This is a genomic window from Nocardioides sp. P4_G10 (assembly GCF_056401175.1).
On the sequence record NZ_JBFUJV010000007.1, the window covers coordinates 131,964 to 156,786 of the forward strand.

23 protein-coding genes are annotated in these 24,823 nt (G+C 71.8%); 11 read left to right on the forward strand and 12 right to left on the reverse strand.

The features are described from left to right. Positions 1 to 130: 130 nt before the first annotated feature. A complete protein-coding gene (locus tag AC1DP1_RS10435) occupies positions 131 to 1,015 on the reverse strand; it encodes an endonuclease domain-containing protein (protein WP_477506798.1) in 885 nt (294 codons plus the stop codon). Positions 1,016 to 1,148: 133 nt separating this feature from the next. Then, entirely contained in the window at positions 1,149 to 2,339 is a 1,191-nt protein-coding gene (gene glgA / locus AC1DP1_RS10440; RefSeq protein WP_477506799.1) for a glycogen synthase, read from the reverse strand. Between the two features lie 79 nt (positions 2,340 to 2,418). On the opposite strand from glgA, the gene glgC reads away from it, so the two are divergent. Further along, the gene (gene glgC, locus AC1DP1_RS10445; protein WP_477506829.1) at positions 2,419 to 3,666 is read left to right on the forward strand and encodes a glucose-1-phosphate adenylyltransferase; all 1,248 of its coding nucleotides are present in this window, start codon (positions 2,419 to 2,421) and stop codon (positions 3,664 to 3,666) included. Positions 3,667 to 3,671: 5 nt separating this feature from the next. On the opposite strand, the gene AC1DP1_RS10450 is transcribed toward glgC, so the two are convergent. From AC1DP1_RS10450 to AC1DP1_RS10460, 3 genes are read right to left on the reverse strand one after another with little or no spacing between them, the layout of a single operon-like run. Next, positions 3,672 to 4,886, reverse strand: coding sequence for an RNA polymerase sigma factor (locus tag AC1DP1_RS10450; RefSeq protein ID WP_477506800.1), 1,215 nt, complete (start codon positions 4,884 to 4,886; stop codon positions 3,672 to 3,674). Between the two features lie 41 nt (positions 4,887 to 4,927). Further along, positions 4,928 to 5,284 carry a YciI family protein gene (locus AC1DP1_RS10455; RefSeq protein WP_477506801.1) on the reverse strand — a complete coding sequence of 119 codons (357 nt, stop codon included), beginning with the start codon at positions 5,282 to 5,284 and terminating at the stop codon, positions 4,928 to 4,930. 42 nt (positions 5,285 to 5,326) lie between these two features. Then, positions 5,327 to 5,677 (reverse strand): YciI family protein, encoded by a 351-nt coding sequence (locus tag AC1DP1_RS10460; protein WP_477506802.1) that lies wholly within the window; start codon positions 5,675 to 5,677, stop codon positions 5,327 to 5,329. A 178-nt stretch (positions 5,678 to 5,855) separates the two neighbouring features. On the opposite strand from AC1DP1_RS10460, the gene pgm reads away from it, so the two are divergent. Next, positions 5,856 to 7,499 (forward strand): phosphoglucomutase (alpha-D-glucose-1,6-bisphosphate-dependent), encoded by a 1,644-nt coding sequence (pgm, locus tag AC1DP1_RS10465; RefSeq protein ID WP_477506803.1) that lies wholly within the window; start codon positions 5,856 to 5,858, stop codon positions 7,497 to 7,499. Here the strand turns inward: pgm and AC1DP1_RS10470 are convergent. The 3 genes from AC1DP1_RS10470 to AC1DP1_RS10480 all read right to left on the reverse strand — a co-directional run bounded on the left by AC1DP1_RS10470 (position 7,480) and on the right by AC1DP1_RS10480 (position 10,064). Continuing rightward, on the reverse strand, positions 7,480 to 7,839 hold the full coding sequence (locus AC1DP1_RS10470) for a hypothetical protein (protein ID WP_477506804.1): 360 nt from the start codon (positions 7,837 to 7,839) through the stop codon (positions 7,480 to 7,482). The genes pgm and AC1DP1_RS10470 overlap by 20 nt on opposite strands. Positions 7,840 to 8,005: 166 nt before the next feature. After that, complete coding sequence (locus AC1DP1_RS10475) at positions 8,006 to 8,317, reverse strand: hypothetical protein (protein WP_477506805.1); 312 nt, start codon at positions 8,315 to 8,317, stop codon at positions 8,006 to 8,008. A 94-nt stretch (positions 8,318 to 8,411) separates the two neighbouring features. After that, positions 8,412 to 10,064, reverse strand: coding sequence for an acyl-CoA dehydrogenase family protein (locus AC1DP1_RS10480; protein WP_477506806.1), 1,653 nt, complete (start codon positions 10,062 to 10,064; stop codon positions 8,412 to 8,414). Between the two features lie 109 nt (positions 10,065 to 10,173). Here AC1DP1_RS10480 and AC1DP1_RS10485 point away from each other — a divergent pair, with 109 nt between their 5' ends. The 3 genes from AC1DP1_RS10485 to AC1DP1_RS10495 are packed head-to-tail and all read left to right on the forward strand — an operon-like array spanning position 10,174 to position 12,867. Further along, the gene (locus AC1DP1_RS10485) at positions 10,174 to 11,139 is read left to right on the forward strand and encodes a YihY/virulence factor BrkB family protein (RefSeq protein WP_477506807.1); all 966 of its coding nucleotides are present in this window, start codon (positions 10,174 to 10,176) and stop codon (positions 11,137 to 11,139) included. Between the two features lie 2 nt (positions 11,140 to 11,141). After that, positions 11,142 to 12,239, forward strand: coding sequence for a potassium channel family protein (locus tag AC1DP1_RS10490; protein ID WP_457190212.1), 1,098 nt, complete (start codon positions 11,142 to 11,144; stop codon positions 12,237 to 12,239). A gap of 4 nt (positions 12,240 to 12,243) precedes the next feature. Further along, on the forward strand, positions 12,244 to 12,867 hold the full coding sequence (locus tag AC1DP1_RS10495; RefSeq protein ID WP_477506808.1) for a hypothetical protein: 624 nt from the start codon (positions 12,244 to 12,246) through the stop codon (positions 12,865 to 12,867). Between the two features lie 16 nt (positions 12,868 to 12,883). On the opposite strand, the gene AC1DP1_RS10500 is transcribed toward AC1DP1_RS10495, so the two are convergent. Further along, positions 12,884 to 13,675, reverse strand: a complete 792-nt coding sequence (locus AC1DP1_RS10500; protein ID WP_477506809.1) for an IclR family transcriptional regulator — start codon at positions 13,673 to 13,675, stop codon at positions 12,884 to 12,886. 136 nt (positions 13,676 to 13,811) lie between these two features. Between AC1DP1_RS10500 and AC1DP1_RS10505 the strand changes: the two genes are divergently transcribed. The 3 genes from AC1DP1_RS10505 (at position 13,812) to AC1DP1_RS10515 (ending at position 18,799) form a co-directional block, all read left to right on the forward strand. Beyond that, positions 13,812 to 15,191: an MFS transporter gene (locus AC1DP1_RS10505; protein WP_477506810.1), complete on the forward strand. Its 1,380-nt coding sequence runs from the start codon at positions 13,812 to 13,814 to the stop codon at positions 15,189 to 15,191. Then, a complete protein-coding gene (locus AC1DP1_RS10510) occupies positions 15,188 to 16,807 on the forward strand; it encodes an arylsulfatase (protein WP_477506811.1) in 1,620 nt (539 codons plus the stop codon). The genes AC1DP1_RS10505 and AC1DP1_RS10510 overlap by 4 nt, the downstream gene beginning before the upstream one ends. 312 nt (positions 16,808 to 17,119) lie before the next feature. Next, complete coding sequence (locus AC1DP1_RS10515) at positions 17,120 to 18,799, forward strand: CHAP domain-containing protein (protein ID WP_477506812.1); 1,680 nt, start codon at positions 17,120 to 17,122, stop codon at positions 18,797 to 18,799. 20 nt (positions 18,800 to 18,819) lie between these two features. Here the strand turns inward: AC1DP1_RS10515 and AC1DP1_RS10520 are convergent, their stop codons facing one another. The 3 genes from AC1DP1_RS10520 to AC1DP1_RS10530 form a co-directional block, all read right to left on the reverse strand. Further along, positions 18,820 to 19,941 carry an AI-2E family transporter gene (locus AC1DP1_RS10520; RefSeq protein ID WP_477506813.1) on the reverse strand — a complete coding sequence of 374 codons (1,122 nt, stop codon included), beginning with the start codon at positions 19,939 to 19,941 and terminating at the stop codon, positions 18,820 to 18,822. Between the two features lie 77 nt (positions 19,942 to 20,018). Then, complete coding sequence (locus tag AC1DP1_RS10525) at positions 20,019 to 22,163, reverse strand: phage holin family protein (protein ID WP_477506814.1); 2,145 nt, start codon at positions 22,161 to 22,163, stop codon at positions 20,019 to 20,021. Between the two features lie 90 nt (positions 22,164 to 22,253). Beyond that, positions 22,254 to 22,934, reverse strand: coding sequence for a GAP family protein (locus AC1DP1_RS10530; RefSeq protein WP_477506815.1), 681 nt, complete (start codon positions 22,932 to 22,934; stop codon positions 22,254 to 22,256). A 356-nt stretch (positions 22,935 to 23,290) separates the two neighbouring features. Here AC1DP1_RS10530 and AC1DP1_RS10535 point away from each other — a divergent pair, with 356 nt between their 5' ends. From AC1DP1_RS10535 to AC1DP1_RS10545, 3 genes are all read left to right on the forward strand, one after another. Continuing rightward, the gene (locus AC1DP1_RS10535; RefSeq protein WP_477506816.1) at positions 23,291 to 23,524 is read left to right on the forward strand and encodes a hypothetical protein; all 234 of its coding nucleotides are present in this window, start codon (positions 23,291 to 23,293) and stop codon (positions 23,522 to 23,524) included. Positions 23,525 to 23,581: 57 nt separating this feature from the next. Beyond that, positions 23,582 to 24,244, forward strand: a complete 663-nt coding sequence (locus AC1DP1_RS10540; protein WP_477506817.1) for a PAS and ANTAR domain-containing protein — start codon at positions 23,582 to 23,584, stop codon at positions 24,242 to 24,244. A gap of 86 nt (positions 24,245 to 24,330) precedes the next feature. Beyond that, positions 24,331 to 24,729 (forward strand): hypothetical protein, encoded by a 399-nt coding sequence (locus AC1DP1_RS10545; protein ID WP_477506818.1) that lies wholly within the window; start codon positions 24,331 to 24,333, stop codon positions 24,727 to 24,729. Positions 24,730 to 24,823: the final 94 nt, after the last annotated feature.

Below are 24,823 nucleotides of genomic sequence, written 5' to 3' on the forward strand. Positions count from 1 at the left end.
CGGGTCGATGTCGAGGTACGCCGCCCGCAACCGGTTCATCCCCTTGATGAACATGTAGTCCTCCTGGCTGGCGTTGTGCACCCGGAAGGCTCGTCGGTCGGACGGACCGAACGTCCCCGCGGACACTCCGTCACGCGGGGGCCGCGTGCGCCAACGCTCGTTCGGTCCGTACGACGGTCGCCCGCAGCACCGCCCGGACGAAGTCCGGGTCGTGCATGACGTCCTCCCACGAGAAGCGGAGCACCGTCCAGCCGTTGGCGACGAGGAGGTCGTAGCGCCGTGCGTCACGCCGCAGGGCGGTGCGGTCGCCGTGCCACTCGAAGGAGTCCGCCTCGATGACGATCCGCAGGCGGCGATCGACCAGGTCCGCGCGGACGTTCAGACCGAGATCGCCCGAGATCCGAACCTGGGGTTCGACCTCGATCCCGGGTACGTCGATCGCGATGGCGCGCAGCACCGACTCGAACGGGTTGTCCGACCGGCCGTCCGCGTGGGCGGCCACGCGTCTGAGGCGCGCCGAGCCGGGACCTCGCGCTGCCGCGGCCATCGCGTGGAGCCGGGCGACGGGGAAGCCGTCGCGCAGTGCCGAGTCAGCGACGGCCAGCGCCTCGTCGAACGGCAGTCGTCGTCCGCACATCGCGAGCGTCGTCGCCGCGTTCGTGGCGAGCCCCTCGACCTGCGCGTCGTCCAGGTCCGTCCACGTCAGCGTCATGCGGGCCCGGAGGGCCTCGTCGATCCGGCGGTCCTTCGGAACGGCGACCTGGGGCACGGCGGGAACGACCTTCACCTTCCAGCCGTGGGCGAGGGCGGCCGAGACCAGGCACACGTGGCCCGTCACCATGAGGGCGAGCTCGGTGCCCTGGTGGACGCCGGGTACGGCGTACCGGCCCCTGTTGACCCTCACGAGCTCGCCGGTCGCGAGCGCCGACTCGAGCGCGCGTCGCGAGGTCAGGCGCACCAGCAGGTCGCGCGTCGCCACGCCGCCGAGGACCGGCATCAGGTCCGAGATCTCCATCCACCCAGCGTCGTGCAGTGTCAGGCCGACCGGATCGTTCTCCACAGGTCCGTCGTGCGGACCGAACGGACCCACGCGGAGCCGGCTCTCGCGGGCGGCCCTGCCCTGCCGGGTCGTTCGGTCCGATCGACCGTCAGCGCAGGAGCGAGGAGTAGAGGTCGAGGGTGCGGGTCGCGATCGAGCCCCAGCTGAAGGACTCCTCGGCCCGCCGGCGCCCAGCCTCGCCGTAGGCACGGGCGCGGTCGGGGTCGCTGACGGCGTCGGTCAGGGCGGCGGCGAGGTCGGCGACGTAGCGCTCGGGGTCGAGCGGGGTGCCGGTTCCGTCGGTGGCCTGCTCGATGGGGACCAGCCAGCCCGTCTCGCCGTCGACGACGACCTCGGGGATGCCGCCGGTGGCGGTGGCGACGACGGCGGTCTCGCAGGCCATCGCCTCGAGGTTGACGATGCCGAGCGGCTCGTAGATCGAGGGGCAGGCGAACACGGTGGCGGCGGTCAGCAGGGCGACGACGTCGGGGCGGGGCAGCATCTCGGCGATCCACACGACCCCGGACCGCGTCGCGGCGAGGTCCTCGACGAGGCCGCGCACCTCGGCCTCGATCTCGGGGGTGTCGGGCGCACCGGCGCACAGCACGAGCTGGACCTCGGGCGGCAGCGCGGCGGCGGCACGAAGGAAGAGCGGCAGGCCCTTCTGGCGGGTGATCCGGCCGACGAAGATCACGCTGGGGCGGTCGGGGTCCACGCCGAGCTCGCGGACGCGGTCAGGGTTGGGCACGGGCGCCCACTCGGTGGTGTCGATGCCGTTGTGCACGACGTGCACCCGCGCGGGGTCGACCAACGGATAGCTCCGCAGCACGTCGTCGCGCATCGCTGCGCTGACCGCGACGATGCCGGCGGCGCCCTCGTACGCCGTGCGCTCCGCCCAGCTCGACAGGGCGTAGCCGCCACCGAGCTGCTCGGCCTTCCACGGCCGCATCGGCTCGAGGGAGTGGGCGCTGACGACGTGGGGGATGCCGTGCATCAGCCCGGCGAGGTGGCCGGCCATGTTGGCGTACCAGGTGTGCGAGTGGACGAGGTCGGCGCCGGCGCAGTCGTCGACCATCGCGAGGTCGACGCCCAGCGTGCGGATGGCCGGGTTGGCTCCGGCCAGGGACTCCGGCTCGGCGTACGCCGTCGTGCCGGGCTCCGAGCGGGTCGCCCCGAAGCAGCGCACCCGCGCGTCGACGTCGGGCTGCACCCGGAGCGCGCGGACCAGCTCGGCGACATGGACGCCGGCGCCGCCGTAGACCTCCGGTGGGTACTCCTTGCTGAGGACGTCGATGCGCATGCGCCGAACCTAGCCGCAAAACATGGACCCGAGGGAGGTCGACCGCGCCCCTGCGGACGGCTAGTTTCGTCGCATGGCCATCACGCCCCCGCGCAAGAAGGTCCTCGCCGTCGTCCTCGCCGGAGGCGAGGGCAAGAGGCTGATGCCGTTGACGGCCGACCGGGCCAAGCCCGCGGTGCCGTTCGGCGGCATCTACCGGCTCATCGACTTCGCGCTGTCCAACGTCGTCAACTCCGGCTACCTCAAGGTCGTCGTGCTGACGCAGTACAAGTCGCACAGCCTGGACCGCCACGTCACGACGACCTGGCGCATGTCCAACCTGCTGGGCAACTACGTCACGCCGGTGCCGGCGCAGCAGCGCGTCGGCAAGCGGTGGTACCTCGGCAGCGCCGACGCGATCTACCAGTCGCTCAACCTGCTCACCGACGAGCAGCCCGACATCGTCGTCGTGGTGGGTGCCGACCACGTCTATCGGATGGACTTCTCGCAGATGGTGGCCGACCACGTCGAGTCGGGAGCCGGCTGCACGGTCGCCGCCATCCGCCAGCCGATCAACCTGGCCGACCAGTTCGGCGTGATCGACGTGGACCCAGGCAACCCGCAGAAGATCCGCGCGTTCCTCGAGAAGCCGACCGACCCGGTCGGGCTGCCGGACTCGCCCGACGAGGTGCTGGCCAGCATGGGCAACTACGTCTTCACCGCCGACGCGCTGCGCGACGCCGTCACCCGCGATGCCGATCGCGAGCAGTCCAAGCACGACATGGGCGGCGACATCGTGCCGTGGTTCGTCGACAAGTCGGAGTCGGCCGTCTACGACTACAAGGACAACGAGGTACCCGGCTCGACCGACCGCGACCGCGGCTACTGGCGCGACGTCGGCACGATGAGGTCGTACTACGACGCCCACCTCGACCTGGTCTCGCCGCTGCCGGTCTTCAACCTCTACAACAAGGCCTGGCCGATCTACACCAGCTACGGACCGCACCCGCCCGCCAAGCTCGTCGAGGGCGCGAGCGGCGCGGGGGTCTCGACGTTCAACTCCATCCTCTCGCCCGGCGTCGTCGTCAGCGGTGGCACCGTCAACCAGTCGGTGCTCTCGCCGGCGGTCTGGGTCAAGGACGGCGCGGAGGTCTCCGACTCGGTGCTGATGGACGGCGTGCACATCGGTGAGGGCGCGATCGTGCGCAACGCCATCATCGACAAGGGCGTCGTCGTCCCGCCCGGCGTGCAGATCGGCGTCGACCAGGAGGCCGACCGCGCGCGCGGCTTCGTCGTCGACGAGGGACTGACCGTCCTCGCCAAGCAGCAGCCGGTCCCCGAGGGGTAGCCGGACTAGCGGGCCGGCAGCGCGTCGCGCTGCGCGACGAGGAAGGCCGTCTCGACCTCGTTGCGGCAGGCCGCGATCGCCTGGTCGTACGCCGCCCGCGCGGCGTCGACGTCACCCGCGCGGGACAGCAGCTCGGCCCGCACCGCGGCGGGCCGGTGGCTCTGCGGGACCTCCAGCCCCTCGAGCGCGTGGAGGCCGGCGACCGGTCCGTGCTGCTCGGCGACCGCGACGGCTCGGGCCAGCCGGGCCGACGGGGTGGGTGCCACCCGCAGCAGGACGTCGTACAGCCCCACGACGCGGTCCCAGCGAGTCTCCTGGGCCGATGGCGCGGTGGCGTGCTCGGCGGCGATCCGCGCCTGCAGGACGTACGACGCCGCCAGCGGGGTCAGCGGCCCGGCGAGGTGCGGCCGGGCGAGCAGCCGGGTCGCCTCCGCGATCTCGTCGTGGTGCCACCGGGTGCGGTCCTGGTCGGCGAGGAGCACCAGTCGCCCCTCACCCACGCGGGCGTCGCGCCGGGAGTGCTGGAGCAGCATCAGCGCGAGCAGCGCGACGAGCGCCGGCTCGTCCGGACGCAGGCCGAGCACCACGCGCACGAGCCGGATCGCTTCCCCGGACTGGTCGGCGCGCAGCAGGTCGGGGCCGGTGCCGGGGGAGTAGCCGGCGGTGAAGGTGAGGTAGGCGGTCTGCGCCACGACCTCGAGGCGTTCGGGCAGCACACCGGCGTCGGGCACGGAGAACGGGATGCCGGCCCCGACGATGCGCTTCTTGGCGCGCGTGATCCGCGCGGCCATCGTCGGCTCGGGCACGAGGAACAGCCGGGCGATGTCGGCCGTCGGCACGCCGAGGACCAGCCGCAGGCTCAGCGCGCTGGCTGCCTCCGGTGCCAGCGCCGGGTGGGCGCACATGAGCACCAGGCGCAGCACGTCGTCCTCGACCATGCTGCCGGCGTCGGCCATGGTGCGGACTCCTTCCTGGTGCTGCTCGACGTCGAGGAGCAGCAGCGGCTCCTTGCGTCGGGCCACCTCCTCGGTGCGGAGTCGGTCGAGCACCCGTCGTCGCGCCGCGGTCATCAGCCACGCCGGTGGGTTGGCGGGCACGCCGTCGGCTGGCCAGGTGCGGCTCGCCGCCTCGACGGCGTCCCCCAGCGCGTCCTCGACGAGGTCGAGGCGACGGAACTGCGCGAGGAGCAGGGCCACGAGGCGGCCCCACTCTTCACGCACGACCTGCTCCAGGTCTCCCGAGGCGTCGCCCACGCGCTCGCTCAGAGCTCCACGTCCACCGTCGGGTGGATCTGGATGTCGTACGGCGGCAGCACCCGCAGCAGCTCCACGACGACGTCCAGGTCGGGGGCCTCGAGCAGGTAGAACCCGCCCATCCCCTCGATGACCTCGGCGTAGGGCCCGTCGGTCAGGTGGACCCTGCCGTCGGTCGTGCGCATCACCGTGGCATCGGAAGGGCCGCTCAACGCCTCGCCGGCGAGGATCCGGACACCGTCGCGCGCGTCGCAGGCCTCGCCGAACGCACCGAACTTCGCCATCGCTGCCCCCTGCTCCTCCTCCGTCTGCTCGGACCACGGCTTCTCCGCGCCGTCCCCGATCAGCAGCACCAGGTACTTCATGACGTGCCCTCCTCGCTCGTGCAGTCGGTCATGACCCTCTCCTCATTCCGCCAGCCGGCGCAGCTCGATGTGCTCGCCGCGCGCGGCGAACCGCTCGCACGCCGCTCGCAGCGCGTCCCCGTCCTCCGAGTCGATGAGGTAGAACCCGACCACCTGCTCCGCGGTCTCGCTGAACGGCCCGTCGGTCACCAGTGCGCCACCCGCGCCGTCGGGGCGCATCGACGTCGCCTGCGCCGAGGGCTCGAGCGGGCTGACGGTCACGAGGGTGTGCCCCTCGGCCTCCAGGTCACGCTGGAACTCCTGGTGGGAGCGGTGTCCCTTCTCGTGCTCCTCGGGCGGCAGGTCGGCCCAGTCGGCCTCGGGGGCGGGCAGCAGGATCAGGTAGCGGCTCATCGCCGGTGGCTCCTTCGTGTCGCGGACCGCAGGGTTGCGGCCTCACCACTCTGACGGACCGGCCCGACCCGGATCGACAGCCGACACGGCACTTTCTCGGGCGATCTCCGGACATCTCGGGCCACGGACGCGCCGGGGGTCTTGCCCAACCCACGGCATGACCCGACAAGATGGGCCCATGGCCACCCACGAGAGAGCCGGACAGCCCGCCCGCACCGAGGACCTGGTGGACGTCTCCCACCTCGTGACGGCCTACTTCGACCTCGAGCCCGATCCCGACGACGTGTCCCAGCAGGTCGCCTTCGGCACGAGCGGCCACCGTGGCACCTCGCTCACCACCTCCTTCAACGAGGTGCACATCGCCGCGACCACCCAGGCGATCTGCGACTACCGCAGGGAGCAGGGCTACGACGGCCCGCTGTTCATCGGTCGTGACACGCACGCCCTGTCCGAGCCCGCGTGGGCCACGGCGCTGGAGGTGCTGGTCGCCAACGACGTCACGGTGCTGGTCGACGACCGCGACGGCTTCACCCCGACCCCTGCGGTCAGCCACGCGATCCTGCGCGCCAACCAGGGGCGCACGACCGGTGCCGGGCTCGCCGACGGCATCGTCGTCACGCCCTCGCACAACCCGCCCCAGGACGGCGGGTTCAAGTACAACCCGCCCCACGGCGGCCCGGCCGACTCCGACGCCACCAGCGTGATCGCGGCCCGCGCCAACGAGCTGATCCGCGGCAACATCGCTGGTGTCCGCCGGGTGTCGTTCGCCAGGGCGCGCGCAGAGGTCGGGTCCTACGACTTCCTCGGCACCTACGTCGACGACCTGCCGTCGGTGCTCGACCTCGACGCGATCCGCGACGCCGGGGTGCGGATCGGCGCCGACCCGCTGGGCGGTGCGAGCGTCGCCTACTGGGGCGAGATCGCCGAGCGGCACCGGCTCGACCTGACGGTGGTCAACCCGCTGGTCGACCCGACGTGGCGGTTCATGACGCTCGACTGGGACGGCAAGATCCGCATGGACTGCTCGTCGCCCTACGCCATGGCGTCGCTGGTGAGCCGCAAGGACGAGTACGCCATCGCGACCGGCAACGACGCCGACGCCGACCGCCACGGCATCGTCACCCCCGACGCCGGCCTGATGAACCCCAACCACTTCCTCGCCGTCGCCATCGCCCACCTGTTCGGCGGGGCGCGCCCGGAGTGGTCCGCGGACACGCGCATCGGCAAGACCCTGGTGTCGAGCTCGATGATCGACCGCGTCGCCGAGTCGATCGGCAAGCCGCTGGTCGAGGTGCCGGTCGGCTTCAAGTGGTTCGTGCCCGGCCTGATGGACGGGTCCTTCGGCTTCGGCGGCGAGGAGTCGGCGGGCGCCTCCTTCCTGCGGCGTGACGGCTCCACCTGGACCACCGACAAGGACGGCCTGCTGCTCGCCCTGCTGGCCAGCGAGATCCTCGGTTCGACCGGGCGGACGCCCAGCGAGCACTACGCCGAGCTGGTCGCCCGGCACGGCGACCCGGCGTACGCCCGCATCGACGCCCCGGCCGACCGCGAGCAGAAGGCCAAGCTCGGCGCGCTGTCGCCCGACGACGTGTCGGCGACGACGCTGGCCGGGGAGGAGATCACCGGCAAGCTCACCGAGGCGCCCGGCAACGGAGCCAAGATCGGCGGGCTCAAGGTCACGACCGAGTCGGCATGGTTCGCCGCCCGCCCGAGCGGCACCGAGGACGTCTACAAGATCTACGCGGAGTCGTTCCGCGGTCCCGACCACCTCGCCCAGGTGCAGGACGAGGCGCGGGAGGTCGTCAGCGCGGCCCTGCGCTGAGGCCCTGCAGCATCTCGAGGGACTGCTCGCCCCGCGAGGGGTGCGGCACCGTCACCGGGCCTGCCTCGATCGGCCCGCGCCCGGCCTCACCGTGCGGGCGGGCGTCGGTGGTGTCGGCGTGCTCCATCTGTCCGCGGCGGAACCTCACCGCCGTGACCGCGTCGAGCCGGACCAGCGCCTGCCCGTCGCCGTCGTCGAGCACCGCGCCGAGCCCGTCGCAGCCGATCACCCGTCCCTCGAGCCAGCTACCGGCGACCAGGACGCTCACCTCGGCACCGGTGTCCTCGGCGCGCCGCAGCAGCGTCCCCACGCTGAGCATCGTGCTGGAGATCTTCGTCATCCCCCACCTCCCCACAAGGCATCACCCACACCGTGTGGGTGCGGTGAACGTAGGGCTGGCGCGGCCGTCGTACGACGGCTCGGACGAGGGTGGGGCGAGCGTGGGGCAGGACTTCGACGAACCTGCGACGAGCCTGCGGGACAGGACGCCGACCGGTGTGGACCAGTCAGCCGCCGACCGGGCCGGCCTCGATCGGGTCCCGTCTCCGGCGTCCGTGGGGCCGGGCGGACTCGTCGCCCGCCTCGCCACCGGGGTCGTCGATGTCGGCCCGCGAGAAGCTCACGGCGACGATCGAGTCGAGGCGGACGAGCACCTGCTGGGTGTTGCCGTCGTCGAGCACCACCCCGAGGCCGTCGGCGCCGACGATCCGGCCGTCGAGCCAGGTGCCCTGCACCAGCAGGCGCACGGGGGCGCCGGCGTCCTGCGCGTGGCGCAGCAGGGTGCCGACGGTGAACAACGTGCTGCCCTTGCCCGACATCACGACTCCTCTCGATCGGGGGCCCACGCTACGTGGTCGCGGCCGTCGCGAGGCGCCGTCGGTCAGGTGTGTCCTGACAGCCTCGCGCACCCGGTCAGATCCGGGGTGTCGCCCGGTCCACGACCTCGCGCAGCGACCCGCTGTCCAGCATCCCGAACGTGCCGCCGTACGACGTCCCGAACCGGCTGCCGCAGAACGCGTCGGCGACCTCGGCGGGCGCGAACCGCACGAGCAGCGATCCCTGCAGGCAGGCCGCCATCCGGCCGGCCAGCCGGCGCGCGCCTGCCTCGAGGCCGGCGCCCTCGCCGAGGAGGGCGAGCGTGTCGTCGACGGCCCGGTCCAGCCGGCTGTCCGCCCCGCGGGCCGCGCCGACCTCGGTGATCCAGGCCTGCAGCACCTCCGGCTCGCGGCCAAGCGCGCGCAGCACGTCGAGGGCGTTGACGTTGCCCGACCCCTCCCAGATCGAGTTGAGTGGCGACTCGCGGAACATCAGCGGGAGCCCGGAGTCCTCGACGTAGCCGTTTCCGCCGAGGCACTCCAGTGCCTCGGCGACCATCGCCGGGGTGCGCTTGCACACCCAGAACTTCGCGAGCGGCAGTGCGATTCGGCGCAGCGCCACCTCGTGCGGGTCGCCGGGCCGGTCGACGGCGGCGGCGAGGCGCATCGCGAGCGCCGTCGCGGCCTCCGACTCCACCGCCAGGTCCGCGACGACGTTCTGCATGAGCGGCTTGTCGACCAGCAGGCCGCCGAACGCCGAGCGGTGGGCGACGTGCCACGACGCCTCGGCCAGCGCGTGGCGCATCAGCGCCGCCGAGCCGAGGACGCAGTCGAGGCGGGTGGCGGCGACCATCTCGATGATCGTCCGGACGCCGCGCCCCTCGTCACCGAGGCGCTGGGCGAGCGTGCCGGTGAGCTCGAGCTCGCTCGACGCGTTGGACCGGTTGCCGAGCTTGTCCTTGAGCCGCACCACGTCGATCCGGTTGCGGGTGCCGTCCTCGAGCACCCGCGGGACGACGAAGCACGTCATCCCGCCGTCGGCCTGAGCCAGCACGAGGAAGACGTCGTTCATCGGGGCCGAGGTGAACCACTTGTGGCCGTCGAGGCGGTACCACCCGTCGTCCGTCGTCGGGGTCGCGCGGGTCTGGTTGGCGCGGACGTCGGAGCCGCCCTGCTTCTCCGTCATGCCCATCCCGGCCAGCGCCCCGGTCTTGGTGGAGCGGCTGCGCACGCCGGGGTCGTAGGACCGGGCGGCCAGCAGCGGCGCCCACTCCTTGGCGACGGCCTCGTCGGCCCGCAGCGCCGGCACGGCGGCGTACGTCATCGAGATCGGGCACCCGTGACCCGGCTCGGTCTGCGACCACGCGAAGAAGCCGGCCGCACGGCGCAGGTGGGCATGCGGGTCGCCGGCCTCCTGCTGCTCCCAGGGCGCGGCCTGCAGCCCGTGGCCGACCGCTCGCTCCATGAGCCAGTGCCACGACGGGTGGAACCTCACCTCGTCGACGCGGTTGCCCCAACGGTCGTACGGCACCAGCTCGGGGTGGTGGCGGTTGGCCAGCATGCCGTGCTCGCGGGCCTCCTCGGTGCCCGCCTCGGCCCCGAGCGGGGTGAGCTCCTCGACGAGCGACGCCGACCCGTGACGGGCCAGCGCCTCGGTGAGGGCGAGGTCCGAGGTGACGACGTTGTGCCCGACGAGGGCGGGTGCCTGGTTGGTCGCGGTGCGGGCATCGACGGAAGGGCGGTCACTCATGGGGCCCACGGTAGAGCCCGCCCGGACGGGGGTGACGAGGACCACGTCGCCGGTCGAACCGCCGCGCAGGTCCGGTCCATCGGTGCACCCTGTGGATAGCGTGGCCGACATGGTCGAGGCGCGCGAGGACACCCCCGCCCCGCGCCGGGCAGAGGTGCTGCTGCGGCGCTGGCGTGAGCACCTCTGGCGCATCATCGTCACGACCGTCGGGTCGTGCCTGCGGCACCGGGTGACCGGGCTCGCCGCCGAGGCCGCGTTCTTCGCGGTGCTGTCCGTCCCGCCGCTCATCTTCGCCCTCGCCGGCGCGGTGGGCTTCGTGAGCGAGCGGTTCACCGCGACCCAGGTCGAGGACGTGAGCAACGCCGTCCTCGAGGTCTCCCGCCAGGCGCTGACCGACCGGGCCGTCGACCGGATCATCGCGCCGACCCTGCAGGAGGTGCTCGACGGGGGACGCTACGACGTCATCTCGATCGGGTTCATCCTCGCCCTCTGGTCGGGCTCCCGCGCGCTCAACGTCTTCGTCGACACCATCACGATCATGCACGGCCTGGGCGGCCACCGGGGGATCGTCGCCACCCGTGCCCTGTCGTTCGTGCTCTACGCGCTGGCGATGGTGACCGGCGCGGTGAGCATCCCGCTGGTCGTCGCGGGGCCGTCGCTGGTGGACCGGGTCCTGCCGGAACGGCTCGACTTCGTCAACAGCCTCTACTGGCCGGTCGTGCTCGTGCTGTGCATCTGCTTCCTGGCCACGCTCTACCACGTGTCCGTCCCGGTGCGGACCAACTGGAGCTTCAACCTGCCTGGTGCAGTGTTCGCCCTCTTCTGCTGGATCGCCGGGTCCTACACCCTCCGCTGGGTGCTCACGGTGACCGCGGCCGAGTCGCGCTCGATCTACGGACCGCTGGCGGCACCGATCGCCGTGCTGCTGTGGCTCTACCTGCTCGCGCTCGCCGTGCTGATCGGGGCCGCCGTCAACGCCGCCTTCGACACCGTCTACCCGCAGAAGAGCACGACGCGGGCCCGGCTGGAGCTGGTGCAGCGGCTGCGCGAGCGCATCAGCGTGCGAGACTCCTGACCGTGCGTGCCGACAGCGTCCACCCCAGCGTGGGGCGGGTCTCTCTCCCGGAGACCGAGCGGTCGCCGTGGTGGGAGCTCGGGCGGCGGCTCCTCCTGGCCGCCGCGATCCTCTTCGGCACCGTCCTGCTCGTCTACCTCGACCGCGAGGGCTACAACGACAACGCCCACCCCGGTCGCGACCTGACGCTGCTCGACTCGTTCTACTACACGACCGTCACGCTCAGCACGACCGGCTACGGCGACATCGCCCCGGAGTCGGAGCAGGCCCGGCTGGTCAACGCCCTGGTGATCACGCCCCTTCGCATCGCCTTCCTGGTGCTGCTGATCGGCACCACCCTCGAGGTCCTCGCCTCGCAGGGACGCGAGATGTTCCGGGTCGCCCGGTGGAGGAAGAAGAAGATGGAGAAGCACGTCGTCGTGGTCGGCTACGGCACCAAGGGCCGCAGCGCGATCGATACCCTCGTCAGCAACGGCTACGCCCGCGAGTCGATCGTCGTCGTCGACCCTGGCCTCGTCGCGATGGAGGAGGCCAACCGCGACCAGCTCGTCGGGATCGCCGGCGACGCCACGCGGCGTGGGGTGCTGCGTCAGGCCGGCGTCGAGAAGGCGACCCACGTCATCATCACCACCGACCGCGACGACTCCAACGTGCTGGTCACCCTCACGGTGCGCCAGCTCAACCCGGACGCCTGGATCGTCGCGTCGGTGCGCGAGCACGAGAACGTGCCGCTGATGCGCCAGTCGGGCGCCAACTCGGTGATCACCTCCTCCGACGCCGTCGGCCGCCTGCTCGGCCTGTCGTCGATGTCGCCGATGCTCGGCTCGGTGATGGAGGACCTGATGACCTACGGCGAGGGACTCGAGGTCGCCGAGCGCGAGCTCCTGGTCACCGAGGTGGGCAAGCAGCCGCAGCGGCTGCCCGACCAGGTCATCGCGGTCGTGCGCGACGAGAAGGTCTACCGCTACTTCGACCCCGTGGTCTCGCTGCTGGCCCGCGGCGACAAGCTGATCGTCATCCGCCCGGCCAAGGAGCTGCCGTGGGCGCCGCGACCCGGCACGCACGGCGAGGAGCTGGCCGACGAGGACGACCAGGCGTGATCCCGTGATCGCCTCGCACCGCCACCGCTTCGTCTTCGTCAAGACCCGCAAGACCGCCGGCACGAGCCTCGAGATCGCGCTGTCGCGCCACTGCGGTCCGACCGACGTCGTCACCCGGATCAGCCCCGAGGACGAGGAGCTGCGCGCCGCCGCCGGGGGAGTGGGACCCCAGAACGACGACACCGAGCCCAGCTCGTACGCCCACATGGGAGCCCGTCGCGTCATCGAGGTGATCGGGCGCGACACCTGGGACGCCTACTTCACCTTCGCGGTCGAGCGGAACCCCTTCGACGTGGTCGCCTCGTCCTACCGCTACAGCGCCCGCAAGCCCACCTTCACCAAGACCTTCGCTGAGTTCGTCCGGACGCCGAAGCGGATGGAGCGGCTCGCGCTCAACGAGCGCCTCTACCGGCTGGGCGGCCGCGTCGTCGTCGACCGGGTCTACCGCTACGAGGAGCTGCCGGACGCGGTCGCGGACGTCTCCGCCCGCCTCGGCATCGAGCTCGACCTGCCGCACGCGAAGCAGGGGAGCGGCCCGCACTACCGTGAGCTCTACGGCCCCGGTGACGCCGAGATCGTGGCGGCCCGCTTCGAGCGGACCATCCGCGAGTTCGGCTACGAGTTCTAGCCTCGCCCAGCCCTCGTCAGGACGCCCGGTGGCCGAGGCGCCCGGAGATCCGGGCCGCCGCGTCCTGGAGCTGGGGCAGCAGCTCGTCCATCCGGCCGGCGGGCAGCCGCTCCGCGGGAGCGGTGACGGACAGCACCGCGGCCAGCGCGCCGTCGGCGCCACGCACGACCACCGACATGGTGTGCACCCCCTCGATGGTCTCCTCGAACGCGCGCGCGTGGCCGGTCCGACGTACCTCCTCGACCTCGCGGCGCAGCTCGTCCGCCGCGGGCGGGTTCACCGGATCGATGTCGGTGTGCTCGCGGTCGTCGAGGACGCGCAGGATCTCCTCTGCGGGGCGTGCGGCGAGGAGCACGCGGGCCGGCGCGCCGAACCACAGCGGCAGCGGGCGCCCGACGTGGAACCGCGCACTGAGCCGGCGCTCGGGCTCCACCTGCTCGACGTGGATCAGCCGGTCGCCGTGCCCCACGGACAGGCCCACCGTCTCGCCCACCTCGGCGGCGAGGTCGGTCATCGGCCCGATCGCGGCGGCGTGGAGGCTGAGCCCGCGCTGGTACGCCGATCCGAGCGCGAGGGTGCGCGGACCGAGGCGGTAGCGCCTGGTCGCCGGGTCCCGCACCGCGAGGTCCACGGACTCGAGCTCGACCAGGATCCGCTGGACGGCCGACTTGGACAGCCCGGTCCGCTCGGCGATGGCGCGCACGCTCGGCGGGGCGGTGTCGGCGGCGAGGAGGTCGAGGACGGCGACCGCGCGACGCAGCGTCCCGCGCTCCTCCACACGACTCGCCGGGACGGGTGACAGGTCCACGCGGGCACTCCTCGGTCAGTGGCAGGGGATGGCAGGCACTCCTTGACACGTGCCGTGAGGCACCCGAACACTGTCCGCGGTGTCCCATTACGGGGAGCACTGTCCCATTCATCGGGACATGACGCAAGGAGATGACATGTCGCAGCCGGGCACGACGGCAACCGCCGGACCGGACTCCGTCCGGGACGAGGCCGAGATCCGACGAGTGGCGGGCGCGAGCCTGCTGGGCTCGGTCGTCGAGTGGTACGACTTCTTCCTCTACGGGACGATGGCCGCGCTGGTCTTCAACAGCCAGTTCTTCCCGACCTTCGACCCGCTGGTCGGCACCATGATCGCCTTCGCGACCTTCGCCGCCGGCTTCGTCACGCGGCCGCTCGGCGGTTTCATCTTCGGCCACTTCGGCGACCGCGTCGGGCGCAAGAAGATGCTCGTGCTGACCATGCTGATCATGGGCCTGTCGACCTTCGCCATGGGCCTGCTGCCCACCTACGCCAGCATCGGCGTCTGGGCGCCCATGCTGCTGCTCCTCCTGCGGATGCTGCAGGGCATCGGCCTGGGCGGCGAGTGGGGCGGTGCCGTCCTGCTGTGCGTCGAGCACGCACCCGACGACCGCCGCGGCTGGTTCTCGTCGTGGCCCCAGCTCGGCGTGCCGATCGGCCTGCTGACCTCCACCCTCGCGGTGACCGTGGTGACCCAGCTGCCCGAGGAGGCGTTCCAGTCGTGGGGCTGGCGCGTGCCCTTCCTCGTCTCGATCGTCCTGGTCGCGGTCGGCCTGGTGATCCGGCTCAAGATCGACGAGCCGCCGGCGTTCAAGGAGATCGAGGAGGCCGACGCCACGGCCGCGCTCCCGCTGGTCGAGGTGTTCCGCAAGTACCCCAAGGTCACCCTGCTGGCGATGGGCGCCCGGGTGAGCGAGAGCGTCACGTTCAACATCTACAACGCCTTCCTCGTCACCTACACCGTCACCGTGCTCGGTCTCGCCGCGTCGGTGGTGCTCGACGCCCTGCTGGTCGCCTCCGTCGTCGGCTTCGTCGCGATCCTGGTCGCCGGCCGCCTCTCGGACCGCTTCGGCCGGCGCCCGGTCTTCGCGACCGGTGCCGGGCTCGCCCTGGTCAGCGCCGTGCCGATCTTCGCGCTGGTCAACACCGAGAACGCCGTGCTGATCACCCTCGGCGTCGTCGTCGGCTGGGGCCTGGCCGCCTGCATCATGTTCGGCCCCGAGGGCGCGATGTTCGCCGAGGTGTTCCCCACCCGCGTGCGCTACTCCGGCATGAGCGCGGTCTACCAGATCGGCGTCATCCCGACCGGCGCCGTCGCACCGCTCATCGGCACCTCGCTGGTGAGCGCGTGGAGCGGCTCGGTGTGGCCGGTGGCGGTCTACGTGATGGCGATGGCCGCGATCTCGCTCGTCTCGGTGCTCTTCCTGCCGGAGACCCACCGCCGCGACCTGCGTGACGCGAGCGCGTACGACGCCACGCCCGACCCGGCGCTCACCGGTGCGGGGTCGCCGCGATGACGGCACCCGACGCCCGCCCCGACGTCCTGCTGGTCCTGGCCGACGACATGGGGTTCTCCGACATCGCCTCCTACGGCGGTGAGATCAGCACGCCGTCGCTGGACCGCCTGGCCGCGGGCGGGGTCCGGATGACGCAGTTCTACAACACCGCCCGCTGCAGCCCGTCGCGTGCGTCGCTGATGACCGGGCTGCACCCGCACCAGGTGGGGATCGGCATCCTCAACTTCGACGACGCCCCCGACGGCTACCCGGGCAACCTCAGCGAGGAGTGCGCCACCGTGGCCGAGGTGTGCCGCGACGCCGGCTACGCCACCTACCTCTCGGGCAAGTGGCACCTCGCCGTCGACATGGACAAGCCCAACCCGGCGTGGCCCACCCGGCGCGGCTTCGACCGGTTCTTCGGGACGCTCGAGGGGGCCGGATCGTTCTACCGCCCGCGCACCCTCGTGCGGCAGGAGACCAACATCGAGCACGAGGCGGAGGAGAGCGGCTGGTTCTACACCGACGCGATCTCCGACACGGCGGTGCAGTTCCTCGCCGAGCACGAGGAGGAGCGGGGTGACGACCCGTTCTTCCTCTTCCTGTCCTACACCGCGCCGCACTGGCCGCTGCACGCCCACGAGGAGGACATCGCCTCCTACGCCGGTCGCTTCGACGCGGGCTGGGACCAGCTGCGCGAGGAGCGGCTGGAGCGGCTCGTCAAGGAGGGGATCATCGACGCGGCGTGGCCGCTCACGCCGCGCGACGAGCGCGTCCCCGCGTGGGAGGAGGTCGTCGACCGCGAGTGGGAGGCCTCCCGCATGGCGACGTACGCCGCCCAGGTCGACCGGATGGACCAGGGGATCGGGCGGGTCCTCGACCAGCTCGAGGCCACCGGCCGCCTCGACAACACGCTCGTGGTGTTCCTCTCCGACAACGGCGGGTGCGCCGAGGAGATGCCGCCGGGGGAGGGCGCCCGTGAGTTCGTGACCGCCTTCGTGCCGCTGCAGGAGACGACGCGCGAGGGCGACCCGGTGGTGCCGGGCAACGACCCGTCGCTCCGTCCCGGGCCCGAGTCGACGTACATGTCCTACGGCCGGTCGTGGGCCAACCTCTCCAACACGCCGTTCCGCGAGTACAAGCACTGGGTGCACGAGGGCGGGATCTCCACCCCCTTCATCGCGCACTGGCCGGCGGGGCTGCCGACCGACGGCTCGCTGTGCCGGGTCCCGAGCCAGCTCGTCGACGTGCTGCCCACCATCGCCGACGCGGCCCGTGCCGGCTACCCGACGCAGCGCAACGGGCACGACGTGCCGGCCGTGGAGGGCGTGAGCCTGCTGTCCGCGCTCCGCGGCGAGCCCGACGCCGGCGAGCGCGACCTCTTCTGGGAGCACGAGGGCAACTGCGCCGTACGCCGTGGCCGCTGGAAGCTGGTCCGGAAGCACCGCGGCCCGTGGGAGCTCTACGACATCGAGGCCGACCGCACCGAGCTGGACGACCTGTCGTCGGCGCACCCGGACCTGGTGGCGACCCTCATCGACGCGTGGCAGTCCTGGGCGGACCGCTGCGGCGTCATCCCGCGCGAGAAGGTGCTCGAGCTCTACGCCGCGCGTGGCCACGGTCTCCCGGAGGAATGACTCCGGAGGGGTGAGCGCAGCGGGCGACCGGCACGGGGGTGTGGTCGCCCGCTCCTGCTCGCCCGGGAGCGGCCCTGCCGGCGTCGCCTCACAGCGCGAGCCGGCAGGGCCTCGACCGAGGCCCCACGCACTCGGTCTGCTCGGGAGGTGCTCGTCAGGACCGCCTTGATACATCGGCTCACCCCTGGGGCTGGGTCGACCGGTCGCAGGGTGACGCTCCTCACGCGTTTCACGGGGCGAAGGAGAATTACATGATTGATGTTCGTCCATCGGCGTGGCGGGCTTGACTTTTCCCCCATACGATCGCTTCTCGTGCACCAGCAGTCACACGAACCCCACGCGTCACAGCGCCGATCGGCACCCCTCCGAGGCGCCGTACGACGTGCCGTCGGCACGGCGAAGCTGCTCACCGGGGTGCTCGTCCTCCTGGTGCTCGTCATGCCGACCACCGCGGGTCGGATGAGCCTCGCGTCCTCGACGTACCTGTGCACCGGCTACCAGGGCTGTGAGGCCGCCGGCTACGGCAACGGCGGCTACCGGCAGGCGTCCTCGACGATGTACTGGCGCATGTTCGCCGGGCACAACTGCACCAACTACGTCGCGTACCGCCTGATCCAGTCGGGCATGCCGGACGTCCGGCCGTGGCAGGGGAGCGGCAATGCCTCGAACTGGGGCGTGGCGATGGCATCGATCACCGACCAGGTCCCCACGGTGGGGTCCATCGCCTGGTACAGGCCGAACGTGACGCCGGCGGGCTCTGCCGGCCACGTCGCCTACGTCGAGCAGGTCGTGTCCGACACGGAGATCATCGTGTCGGAGGACTACTGGGGCGGCGACTTCTACTGGCGCCGCATCACCAAGACCGGCGGTGGCTGGCCGAGCGGGTTCATCCACTTCAACGACCGCGTGGTCCAGCCCACGTCACCTCCCACCATCGCCGGGTCGCCCATGGTCGGCGCGCCGTTGGAGGTGGCAGCGGGTGCGTGGACCCCGGCGCCCACCAGCATCACGTACCGCTGGCTCGCCGACGGTGCCGAGATCCCCGGGGCCACCGGTGCCAACTACGTGCCCACGCCCGACGTCAAGGGCAAGGCCCTGACCGCCGAGGTGACCGCCCAGCTGAGCGGCTACACCCCGGGCGAGGCGGCCCTCGCCACGGCGCCCGTCGCCCCCGGAACCTTCCAGAAGGCCCAGCTGCCGGCGATCCAGGGTGCCCCGGAGGTCGGCACGACCCTCACGCTCACCCCGACGTCCTGGGCGCCGCAGCCCACGAAGGCCAAGACCCAGTGGTACGCCGACGGCGCCCCCCTGTCCGGGGCGACCGGGTCGACGCTGACCCTCAGCCGCGACCAGATCGGCAAGAAGATCAGCGCCCGCGTGATCGCCAGCGCCAAGGGCTACAAGAAGTCGAGGTCGACCGCGCCGGAGACCGCGCCCGTCCTCGCCAAGCCGGTCACGCTCGTCCGCCCGTCCCGGATCAAGGGCGCGGCCCAGGTGGCGAGCCGCCTCGTCGTGAAGCCCGGCCGTGTCCGGCAGAGCGGTGCGACGGCCAGCTACCAGTGGATCCGCGACGGCCGCCGCATCGCCAAGGCCACGCACCCCACCTACACGGTCCGTCGGGGGGACATGGGCCACGGCCTGTCCGTCGAGGTCACGTGGAACCGGCGCAACTTCCGGAACACGACCGAGACCCTCACCGTCGCGTCCCCCGTCACGACCGTCCCTGAGATGCGGGTCCGATCCGAGGCCAAGCGCGGACGCGTGGCCGTCGACATCCGCGTCAAGGCCGTGGGAGCGCCGAAGCCGACGGGTGCGATCACCGTCAGCGTCGGTGGACGGACGGTCGAGGGCCAGCTCGTCGACGGCAGGACGCGCCTCGTCGTACGTGACGTCCGGCCGGGCACGAAGCCCGTGGTCGTGCGCTACGCCGGCACCGACCTCGTGCAGGCCGCGGTCTCGCGCTCGAGCGTGACGGTGCCGAAGCGCACGTAGGTCGTGACGCCGGGGAGGTGTCAGCCGCCAGGTTGTGGTTCGGCCTCGGGTTTCTCGTCCGCGACCTGCGCATCGATCAGCGGGGCCACCCAGGACGCGCGGTCGTCGGCGTCGAGGAAGATCGCCCGCAGGAGCAGCGTCATGGGCACGGCGAGAAGCGCACCGAGCGCGCCGAGCAGGAACGTCCAGACGACGAGCGAGATGAAGGTGATCTCGGCGCTCAGGCCGACCGAGTTCCCGACGATGCGCGGCTGGATGAACGTCTGGATCGTGACGTTGAGCAGCGAGTAGGCCACGATCACCCACAGCATGGCCTCCCAGCCGCCGTCGAGCAGCGCTAGGAAGGCCGGCGGGATCACGCCGATCACGAAGCCGATGTTGGGGATGAAGTTCGTGAGGAACGAGAAGAAGCCCCAGACCAGCGGCAGCGGGACGCCCAGGAACCACAACGCTCCCGCGTCGAGCACGCCGACGATGGCGCCGAACAGGGCGGTCATGACCAAGTAGGTCTGCGAGCCCCGGACGAACTTCCCCAGCGCGGCGGTCAGCCGGGGCTTGGTGCCTCGCAGGGCCGCGACGCGCGGCGCGAAGCCGGGAACGGCGACCACGAAGAAGAACATCAGCGTGACCAGGAAGAACAGGTCGCCGACCGCTCCGAGGATGCGCGAGATCAGGTCGCCCAGGAAACCCGCGAGCTTCGACAGGTCCACCTTCGACAGGGCATCGCTCGTCGCGCTCGTGCTCAGGCCGACCTGCGCCAGGCCGTCCTCGACGTCTCCGGTGAGGTTCTTGGTCTCCGCGGCGTAGGTGGGGAGCAGGTCCGCGAACTTGATGAGGCAGACGACGAGGCCCGCGACCATGACGAGAAGGATCAGGTAGGCCGCAACGAGGGCGGCGAGCGTCGCCAGCCAGCCCGGCCAGCGGTGTCGGCGCGCCCACCGGCCGACGGGCAGGACCGCGATCGTGAGCACGAGGGCCAGCACCGCCGGCGCGACGATCCCGGAAGCCGCCTTGATGCCGACGCCCATCGCGACGACGCCGGCGATCCCGAGCAGGATGACGATCGAGCGCGGCAACGCACCCGCGGTGGCACCGCCGACGTCGTCGGCGGTGCGAGGGCTGTCCGCGGGAACCAACGGCATGTGGTCACGATAGGAACGGGCGCTCCCGCGGGGGTCACCCACGGGGGGTGACGCACGTCCGACGGGGCGGCAGCCGGTCAGGGCTCGGTGGTGCGGACGGGTGCAGCGCCGTCGTACGCGATGCCCTCGCGGTGCCCGCAGTGGCGCAGCATCTCGCACAGCGCCACGTGCATGGCGTCGGCGCCGATGATCCGGTCGGTCGGGAACGGCAGGTCGGCTGGCACGACGACCATGGCCCGGTCCTGCCATCCCCCCAGCCCGCCGTGGCAACCCACGAGGCCCTCGAAGGCAGCGACCTCCTCGGTGCCCGGGTCGACGAGGCTGTTGACGTAGATGTCGGGGGCCTCGGGGCGGTGGGCGACGCGCGTGACGAACTCCGGGGCGTGGATCCCGAACGGTGCCAGAGGGTCCTCGCCCTCGATGTGGCCGTCGTCGAGCCGGTGCGAGCCCCGGTTGCCGAGTGCGATCGGTCCGTCCCGGTCCATGACGACCACGAAGCCCACGCCGGGGTGCAGGGCCAGCCCGTCGACGAGGCGGGGGAAGCGCCGGTCGAGCTCGGCGCGGTCCAGGCGGGCCTTCTCGCCCTTCACGTAGATGAGCCCCAGGTTGCCGGAGCCGAAGACGTGGAAGGTCTCAGCGCCGGTGGCACCCCGATCTGCGGACCGGGTGGAGGCGTCTCCGGGGGTCACCTGCTCGGGCTGGTTGCGGTTGCTCTTGTCCATCGCCCGGGAGGCGCTGGTCATCCCGCGTCCGCTCACGTTGCCCGCGGAGGCCAGCTCGTCGACGAGGGCCTGCGTCCGGCCCCAGCCCTCGACGCTGTCGTCGGACGCGGCCACCTCGCTGTCCGCGAGGCGCGCCACCAGCGCAGCGAGATCCTCGCCGTAGCGGTCGGCGAAGATGGCGCCCTGGGCCTGGCCGTGGTCGGAGAGGATCACGAAGCGGTAGCGCCGTGGCGCCGCCGTCGCCACGAGCTCGAGCTGGTGGAGCACGGCGTCGACCGCCTCGAGCGCCTCCAGGCTCTCGGGGCGCAGCACGCCGGCGTGGTGGGCGATCTCGTCGTAGTCGACGTAGTCGACGTAGATCGACCGGGTGCCGCGCAGCATGTGCTGCGCCACCAGGATGGTGTTGAGGTCGCGCAGGGCGCCGTTGGTGACCGCCCTCAGCAGCGCGGTCTCCCAGGTGCGCTCGCACCGTGGTTGCACGTCGCGCCGGATCGCCCGCTTGGCCTGGAACCGGTCCCGGGTCAGCTCGGACACCGAGCGGGACAGCGCCCTGGTCAGGCCGGACGGACTCACCACGAAGTTGGCGACCGCCCGTTGGGCGAGCTCCCCGCCCCGCGCACGTCGACTCATCGTCAGCACCGCTGTGGGTGCGTCGCCGGTGAAGAGGTTGCTGATGCTGACGCCGTCGTCGACCAGCAGCCCCCGACCGGTGGTCAGGTCTGCCTCGATGACCGCGGCGTCGGCGGGCTTGTTCGCCACCATCACCTTGTCCCTCGCCCGGTCGTACCAGCGGAACGCAGGTATCCCGTCGATGACTCCGTGCAGGATGCCCATCTGGCTCGCCGGAGTCGTCGCGGGCAGCTTGGGAGTCCACTCCGCCATCGTGTGGCTGCCGGACCGGATCCACCGGGTCAGCGTCGGCACCGTGCCCGCAGAGACGGCCATCTGGAGCACCGGGAACGGGACCCCGTCCATCTGGACGAACAGCACGCCGTCCACCTCGGGGTCATCGACCTCGACCCCGCGACGACGATGGGCCGACACGAGCCGCCCCACCAGCACCTGGGAGGTTCCCGCGCTCCCGATCCAGCCCAGGACCGTCCCGACCAGTCCGATGACGATGGCGACGACCAGGGCCGACCAGTAGTCGTCGAGGGAGACCATGGGCAACAGCCGGGCCGTGACCATCACGACGACGGCCTGCCCCAGGAAGGCGAGCAAGAGCACCCCCAGCCAGCCGAGCCGGACCGCCGCACCCACGAGGACCGGTTGCAGGACGATCCCGACGAGCGCCAGGACCGCGGCGAACAGGAGCGGCCCGCCCGGCGGGCCCGCGTGGAAGCCCGGCAGCGCCCAGTCGCAGATCCACACTGCGGGGACCGTGACCAGGACGGTCATCACGTAGGCCCCGAGCTGGGCAGCCCACGGCCGCCGGAAGCTCTCGCGGGTCAGCTCACCCGCCACCTGCGCGTGGCCCGACCCGGTCTCGTGGCTCGCCATGGATCTCCTCCTGCCCGCGCCCGGCTCCGATACCAGCCGACCGCGCGCCGCCGCGCCTCACCCGAGGTGGATGAACAGCAGCTCCCGGGCTCAGAGCAGGAGCCGCAACAGCCCGTCCAGGAAGAGAGCCCCGCCGACCAGGAGGGCGAGCCACGTCCGAAGTCCTGCGGAGTGCGCGCTGAGCCACGACTGACCGCGGGCGAGGATCGCCGTGGCGCGATCGCCCGCGACGACCACGATGCCGATCGGCACCGATACCGACATGGTGGACACGGCGATGTACACCACCACGAGGGTCGCGTCGACGACGTTGCGCAGCCCCGCGTCGGTGACCGAGGCCATGGCGATGAACGTGAGCAGGAGCCGCTTGGGCCCTCCGAAACCGAGGAGTCCGGCCATGGAGGAGGACGCCGCGGGACCGACATTGCTGAGCCCGTCGAGGATCGCCGCCGCGCGACTGCTCCGCGCCTCCGGTGCTGCCGGCCCCGTGCGTCTGGTCCGGAGGCCGACCGCGAGCAGAGCCAGGCCGAGACCCAGCGTGAGCACGGCCTTGAACGTCTCGTGGGAGTCGAACCGGGTGACGGCTGCCTGGCCGACGGCGAGGCCGAGGCCACAGGCGACGACGGTCCCGAACACGAAGCCGCTCAGGAACGCGATCCCGTTCGTGCGCGGACGCCCGCTGCGAACGACGATCAGGGTCGCGGTCAGCACGAGGAAGCTGGCCGCCGCAGCCAGAGCGTAGAAGACRACCTCCGCAGCGGCGTAGATCATCTGCGGCACCGTCCCCCGAAGTCCCCGGCCATGGCTGTTCCTTCCTCAGCGGTGTCCCACGCACCGGAAGACCGGGTGCGAGGGGTGTCGCTGACGCTGTCCCGGGGCAAGGCGGACGCTAGTGAGAGCGACGTGCGGCGCCATCACCCGAGGAGGGTGAGCAGCTCGACCAGGGTGCTCCTCGGTGGGCGATCGACCGCGCCGGCCACCCGCGAGCTGCTCGCGGACACGGGCGTGCGCGGCGCCGACGGTCAAGCTCACCCTCGGAGGGTGAGGGCCGGGCAGGGGTCAGGAGAGCATCGTCGTCGGCAAGGCCACCGTCGACCCGGGCGTGGGCTGCGTGCACCGTGTGCGCGATGGAGAGGCAGACCATGACAGGCATCGGCCGTTCCCGTCGGAGCGGTCTCAGACGGATCGTCGGTGTCGTCAGCGACGGCACCGGACGTTCGCAGGACGAGGTGGTCGTGCTGGCGACCCTGGGGGCGGCCGTGATCGTGATCGTGGCCGCGCGGCGAGGCGTCGCCTGGGCCGTGGAGGCTGCGACGGACCAGGACCCCTGGCCGGCTCCACCGGCGCGGCGCCGCCTGTAGGCACCTGGTGCAAATCTGCCTCTTGAGAAGCGCCGTCGGCAGGTGCAACATTTCCTCGTGAACGGACGGAGGTCGGGCGGCGAGCTCACGGCATCGTGTCCCGCCCTGGTCGGTCGGTACACGTACCGGCCGAAGACCGACGAGTGGTGGTGGTCGGACAACATGTTCCGCATCCACGGGTTCGACCCGGGCTCGGTCGTACCCACCACCGATCTGGCGATGCGGCACATCCATCCCGACGACCTCGACAGGGCATGGGAGTCACGCGAAGCGGTCGTCGAGGAGCAGGAGCCGTTCTCGTTCCTGCATCGCCTGGTGACTGCGACCCGGGCCGAGCGGGTCGTCCTGGCGGCAGGGCACCTGGAGGACGACGACGGGGTGCCCGTGGTCAACGGGCACCTGATCGACATCACCGACGTGCGCGAGGACGCGGTGAACGTCGAGCTGGACTCCGCGGTCTCCGACTTCGTCGGGCAACGGGCGGTCATCGAGCAGGCCAAGGGTGTGCTCATGCAGCTCTACAGCGTCGACGCGGACACGGCATGGGCGCTGCTGCGAGCGTTCTCGGCCGACAGCAACCGGAAGGTGCGCGACATCGCGGGCCTGCTGACCGCCGCGGCGAGCGAGGACGTGACGCCGGCGAAGGGTCGCGCCCCGTCGGTGACCCTGATGCTCGAGCGGCTCTACGCCGGCATCCCGGCCAACGACGGCCCACGCTGAGCCGCGCGCCCTCCCGGTGCCCGATGAGCGGCTGACTGTTGTGCTACGGGGAACGGCGCGAGACCATCGGACCGGAGGTGCGGCGGATGAAGGTGCGACCAGGGGCTGTGGTCCGGGGAACCGGCGTAGCGCTTGCCTGCCTCGTAGGTGATGCCTCCAAGCGCACGCCCATCCTCCTCGCAGGTTTCGCCGGCGGCTGGTTCCTGAACAGGCCCGGCCTGCAGATCTTCACCGTCATCCCTGACACCGAAGAGCCGTGGAAACGCACGACCGTGCCCTTCGCGACCTCGGTTGCGTCGTGGTCGGCCGTGATGCTGGCGGCCATGACCGCTCTGCGGAGGACGAGGCTGCCGGTGCCCATCGCCGCGGTCGTGCTCGGAGGCGGCCTCGTCGTGGCCGACTCCCTCCTCGCCGACCTGGGTGAGGCTCGTCCCGCGGCTGGCGTCGAGGAGGCTCACGCGGAGACCGAGACTGCCGCCACCTAGGGGTGTCGATTGACAGGCTCAAGTGCTTCTGTGGTGCCGCCCGGCAGGCGACGGCTGGTGAGCGCATGCACAGGGGCCGGTCTCCTGTAGGAAA

Excerpts from the sequence above, each read along its gene's own strand:
- AC1DP1_RS10435 (WP_477506798.1), bottom strand. The coding sequence starts at position 1,015 with ATGGAGATCTCGGACCTGATGCCGGTCCTCGGCGGCGTGGCGACGCGC.
- glgA (WP_477506799.1), bottom strand. The coding sequence starts at position 2,339 with ATGCGCATCGACGTCCTCAGCAAGGAGTACCCACCGGAGGTCTACGGC.
- AC1DP1_RS10455 (WP_477506801.1), bottom strand. The coding sequence starts at position 5,284 with ATGAAGTACCTGGTGCTGCTGATCGGGGACGGCGCGGAGAAGCCGTGG.
- AC1DP1_RS10460 (WP_477506802.1), bottom strand. The coding sequence starts at position 5,677 with ATGAGCCGCTACCTGATCCTGCTGCCCGCCCCCGAGGCCGACTGGGCC.
- pgm (WP_477506803.1), top strand. The coding sequence starts at position 5,856 with ATGGCCACCCACGAGAGAGCCGGACAGCCCGCCCGCACCGAGGACCTG.
- AC1DP1_RS10470 (WP_477506804.1), bottom strand. The coding sequence starts at position 7,839 with ATGACGAAGATCTCCAGCACGATGCTCAGCGTGGGGACGCTGCTGCGG.
- AC1DP1_RS10475 (WP_477506805.1), bottom strand. The coding sequence starts at position 8,317 with ATGTCGGGCAAGGGCAGCACGTTGTTCACCGTCGGCACCCTGCTGCGC.
- AC1DP1_RS10480 (WP_477506806.1), bottom strand. The coding sequence starts at position 10,064 with ATGAGTGACCGCCCTTCCGTCGATGCCCGCACCGCGACCAACCAGGCA.
- AC1DP1_RS10485 (WP_477506807.1), top strand. The coding sequence starts at position 10,174 with ATGGTCGAGGCGCGCGAGGACACCCCCGCCCCGCGCCGGGCAGAGGTG.
- AC1DP1_RS10505 (WP_477506810.1), top strand. The coding sequence starts at position 13,812 with ATGTCGCAGCCGGGCACGACGGCAACCGCCGGACCGGACTCCGTCCGG.
- AC1DP1_RS10510 (WP_477506811.1), top strand. The coding sequence starts at position 15,188 with ATGACGGCACCCGACGCCCGCCCCGACGTCCTGCTGGTCCTGGCCGAC.
- AC1DP1_RS10520 (WP_477506813.1), bottom strand. The coding sequence starts at position 19,941 with ATGCCGTTGGTTCCCGCGGACAGCCCTCGCACCGCCGACGACGTCGGC.
- AC1DP1_RS10525 (WP_477506814.1), bottom strand. The coding sequence starts at position 22,163 with ATGGCGAGCCACGAGACCGGGTCGGGCCACGCGCAGGTGGCGGGTGAG.
- AC1DP1_RS10535 (WP_477506816.1), top strand. The coding sequence starts at position 23,291 with ATGGAGAGGCAGACCATGACAGGCATCGGCCGTTCCCGTCGGAGCGGT.
- AC1DP1_RS10545 (WP_477506818.1), top strand. The coding sequence starts at position 24,331 with ATGAAGGTGCGACCAGGGGCTGTGGTCCGGGGAACCGGCGTAGCGCTT.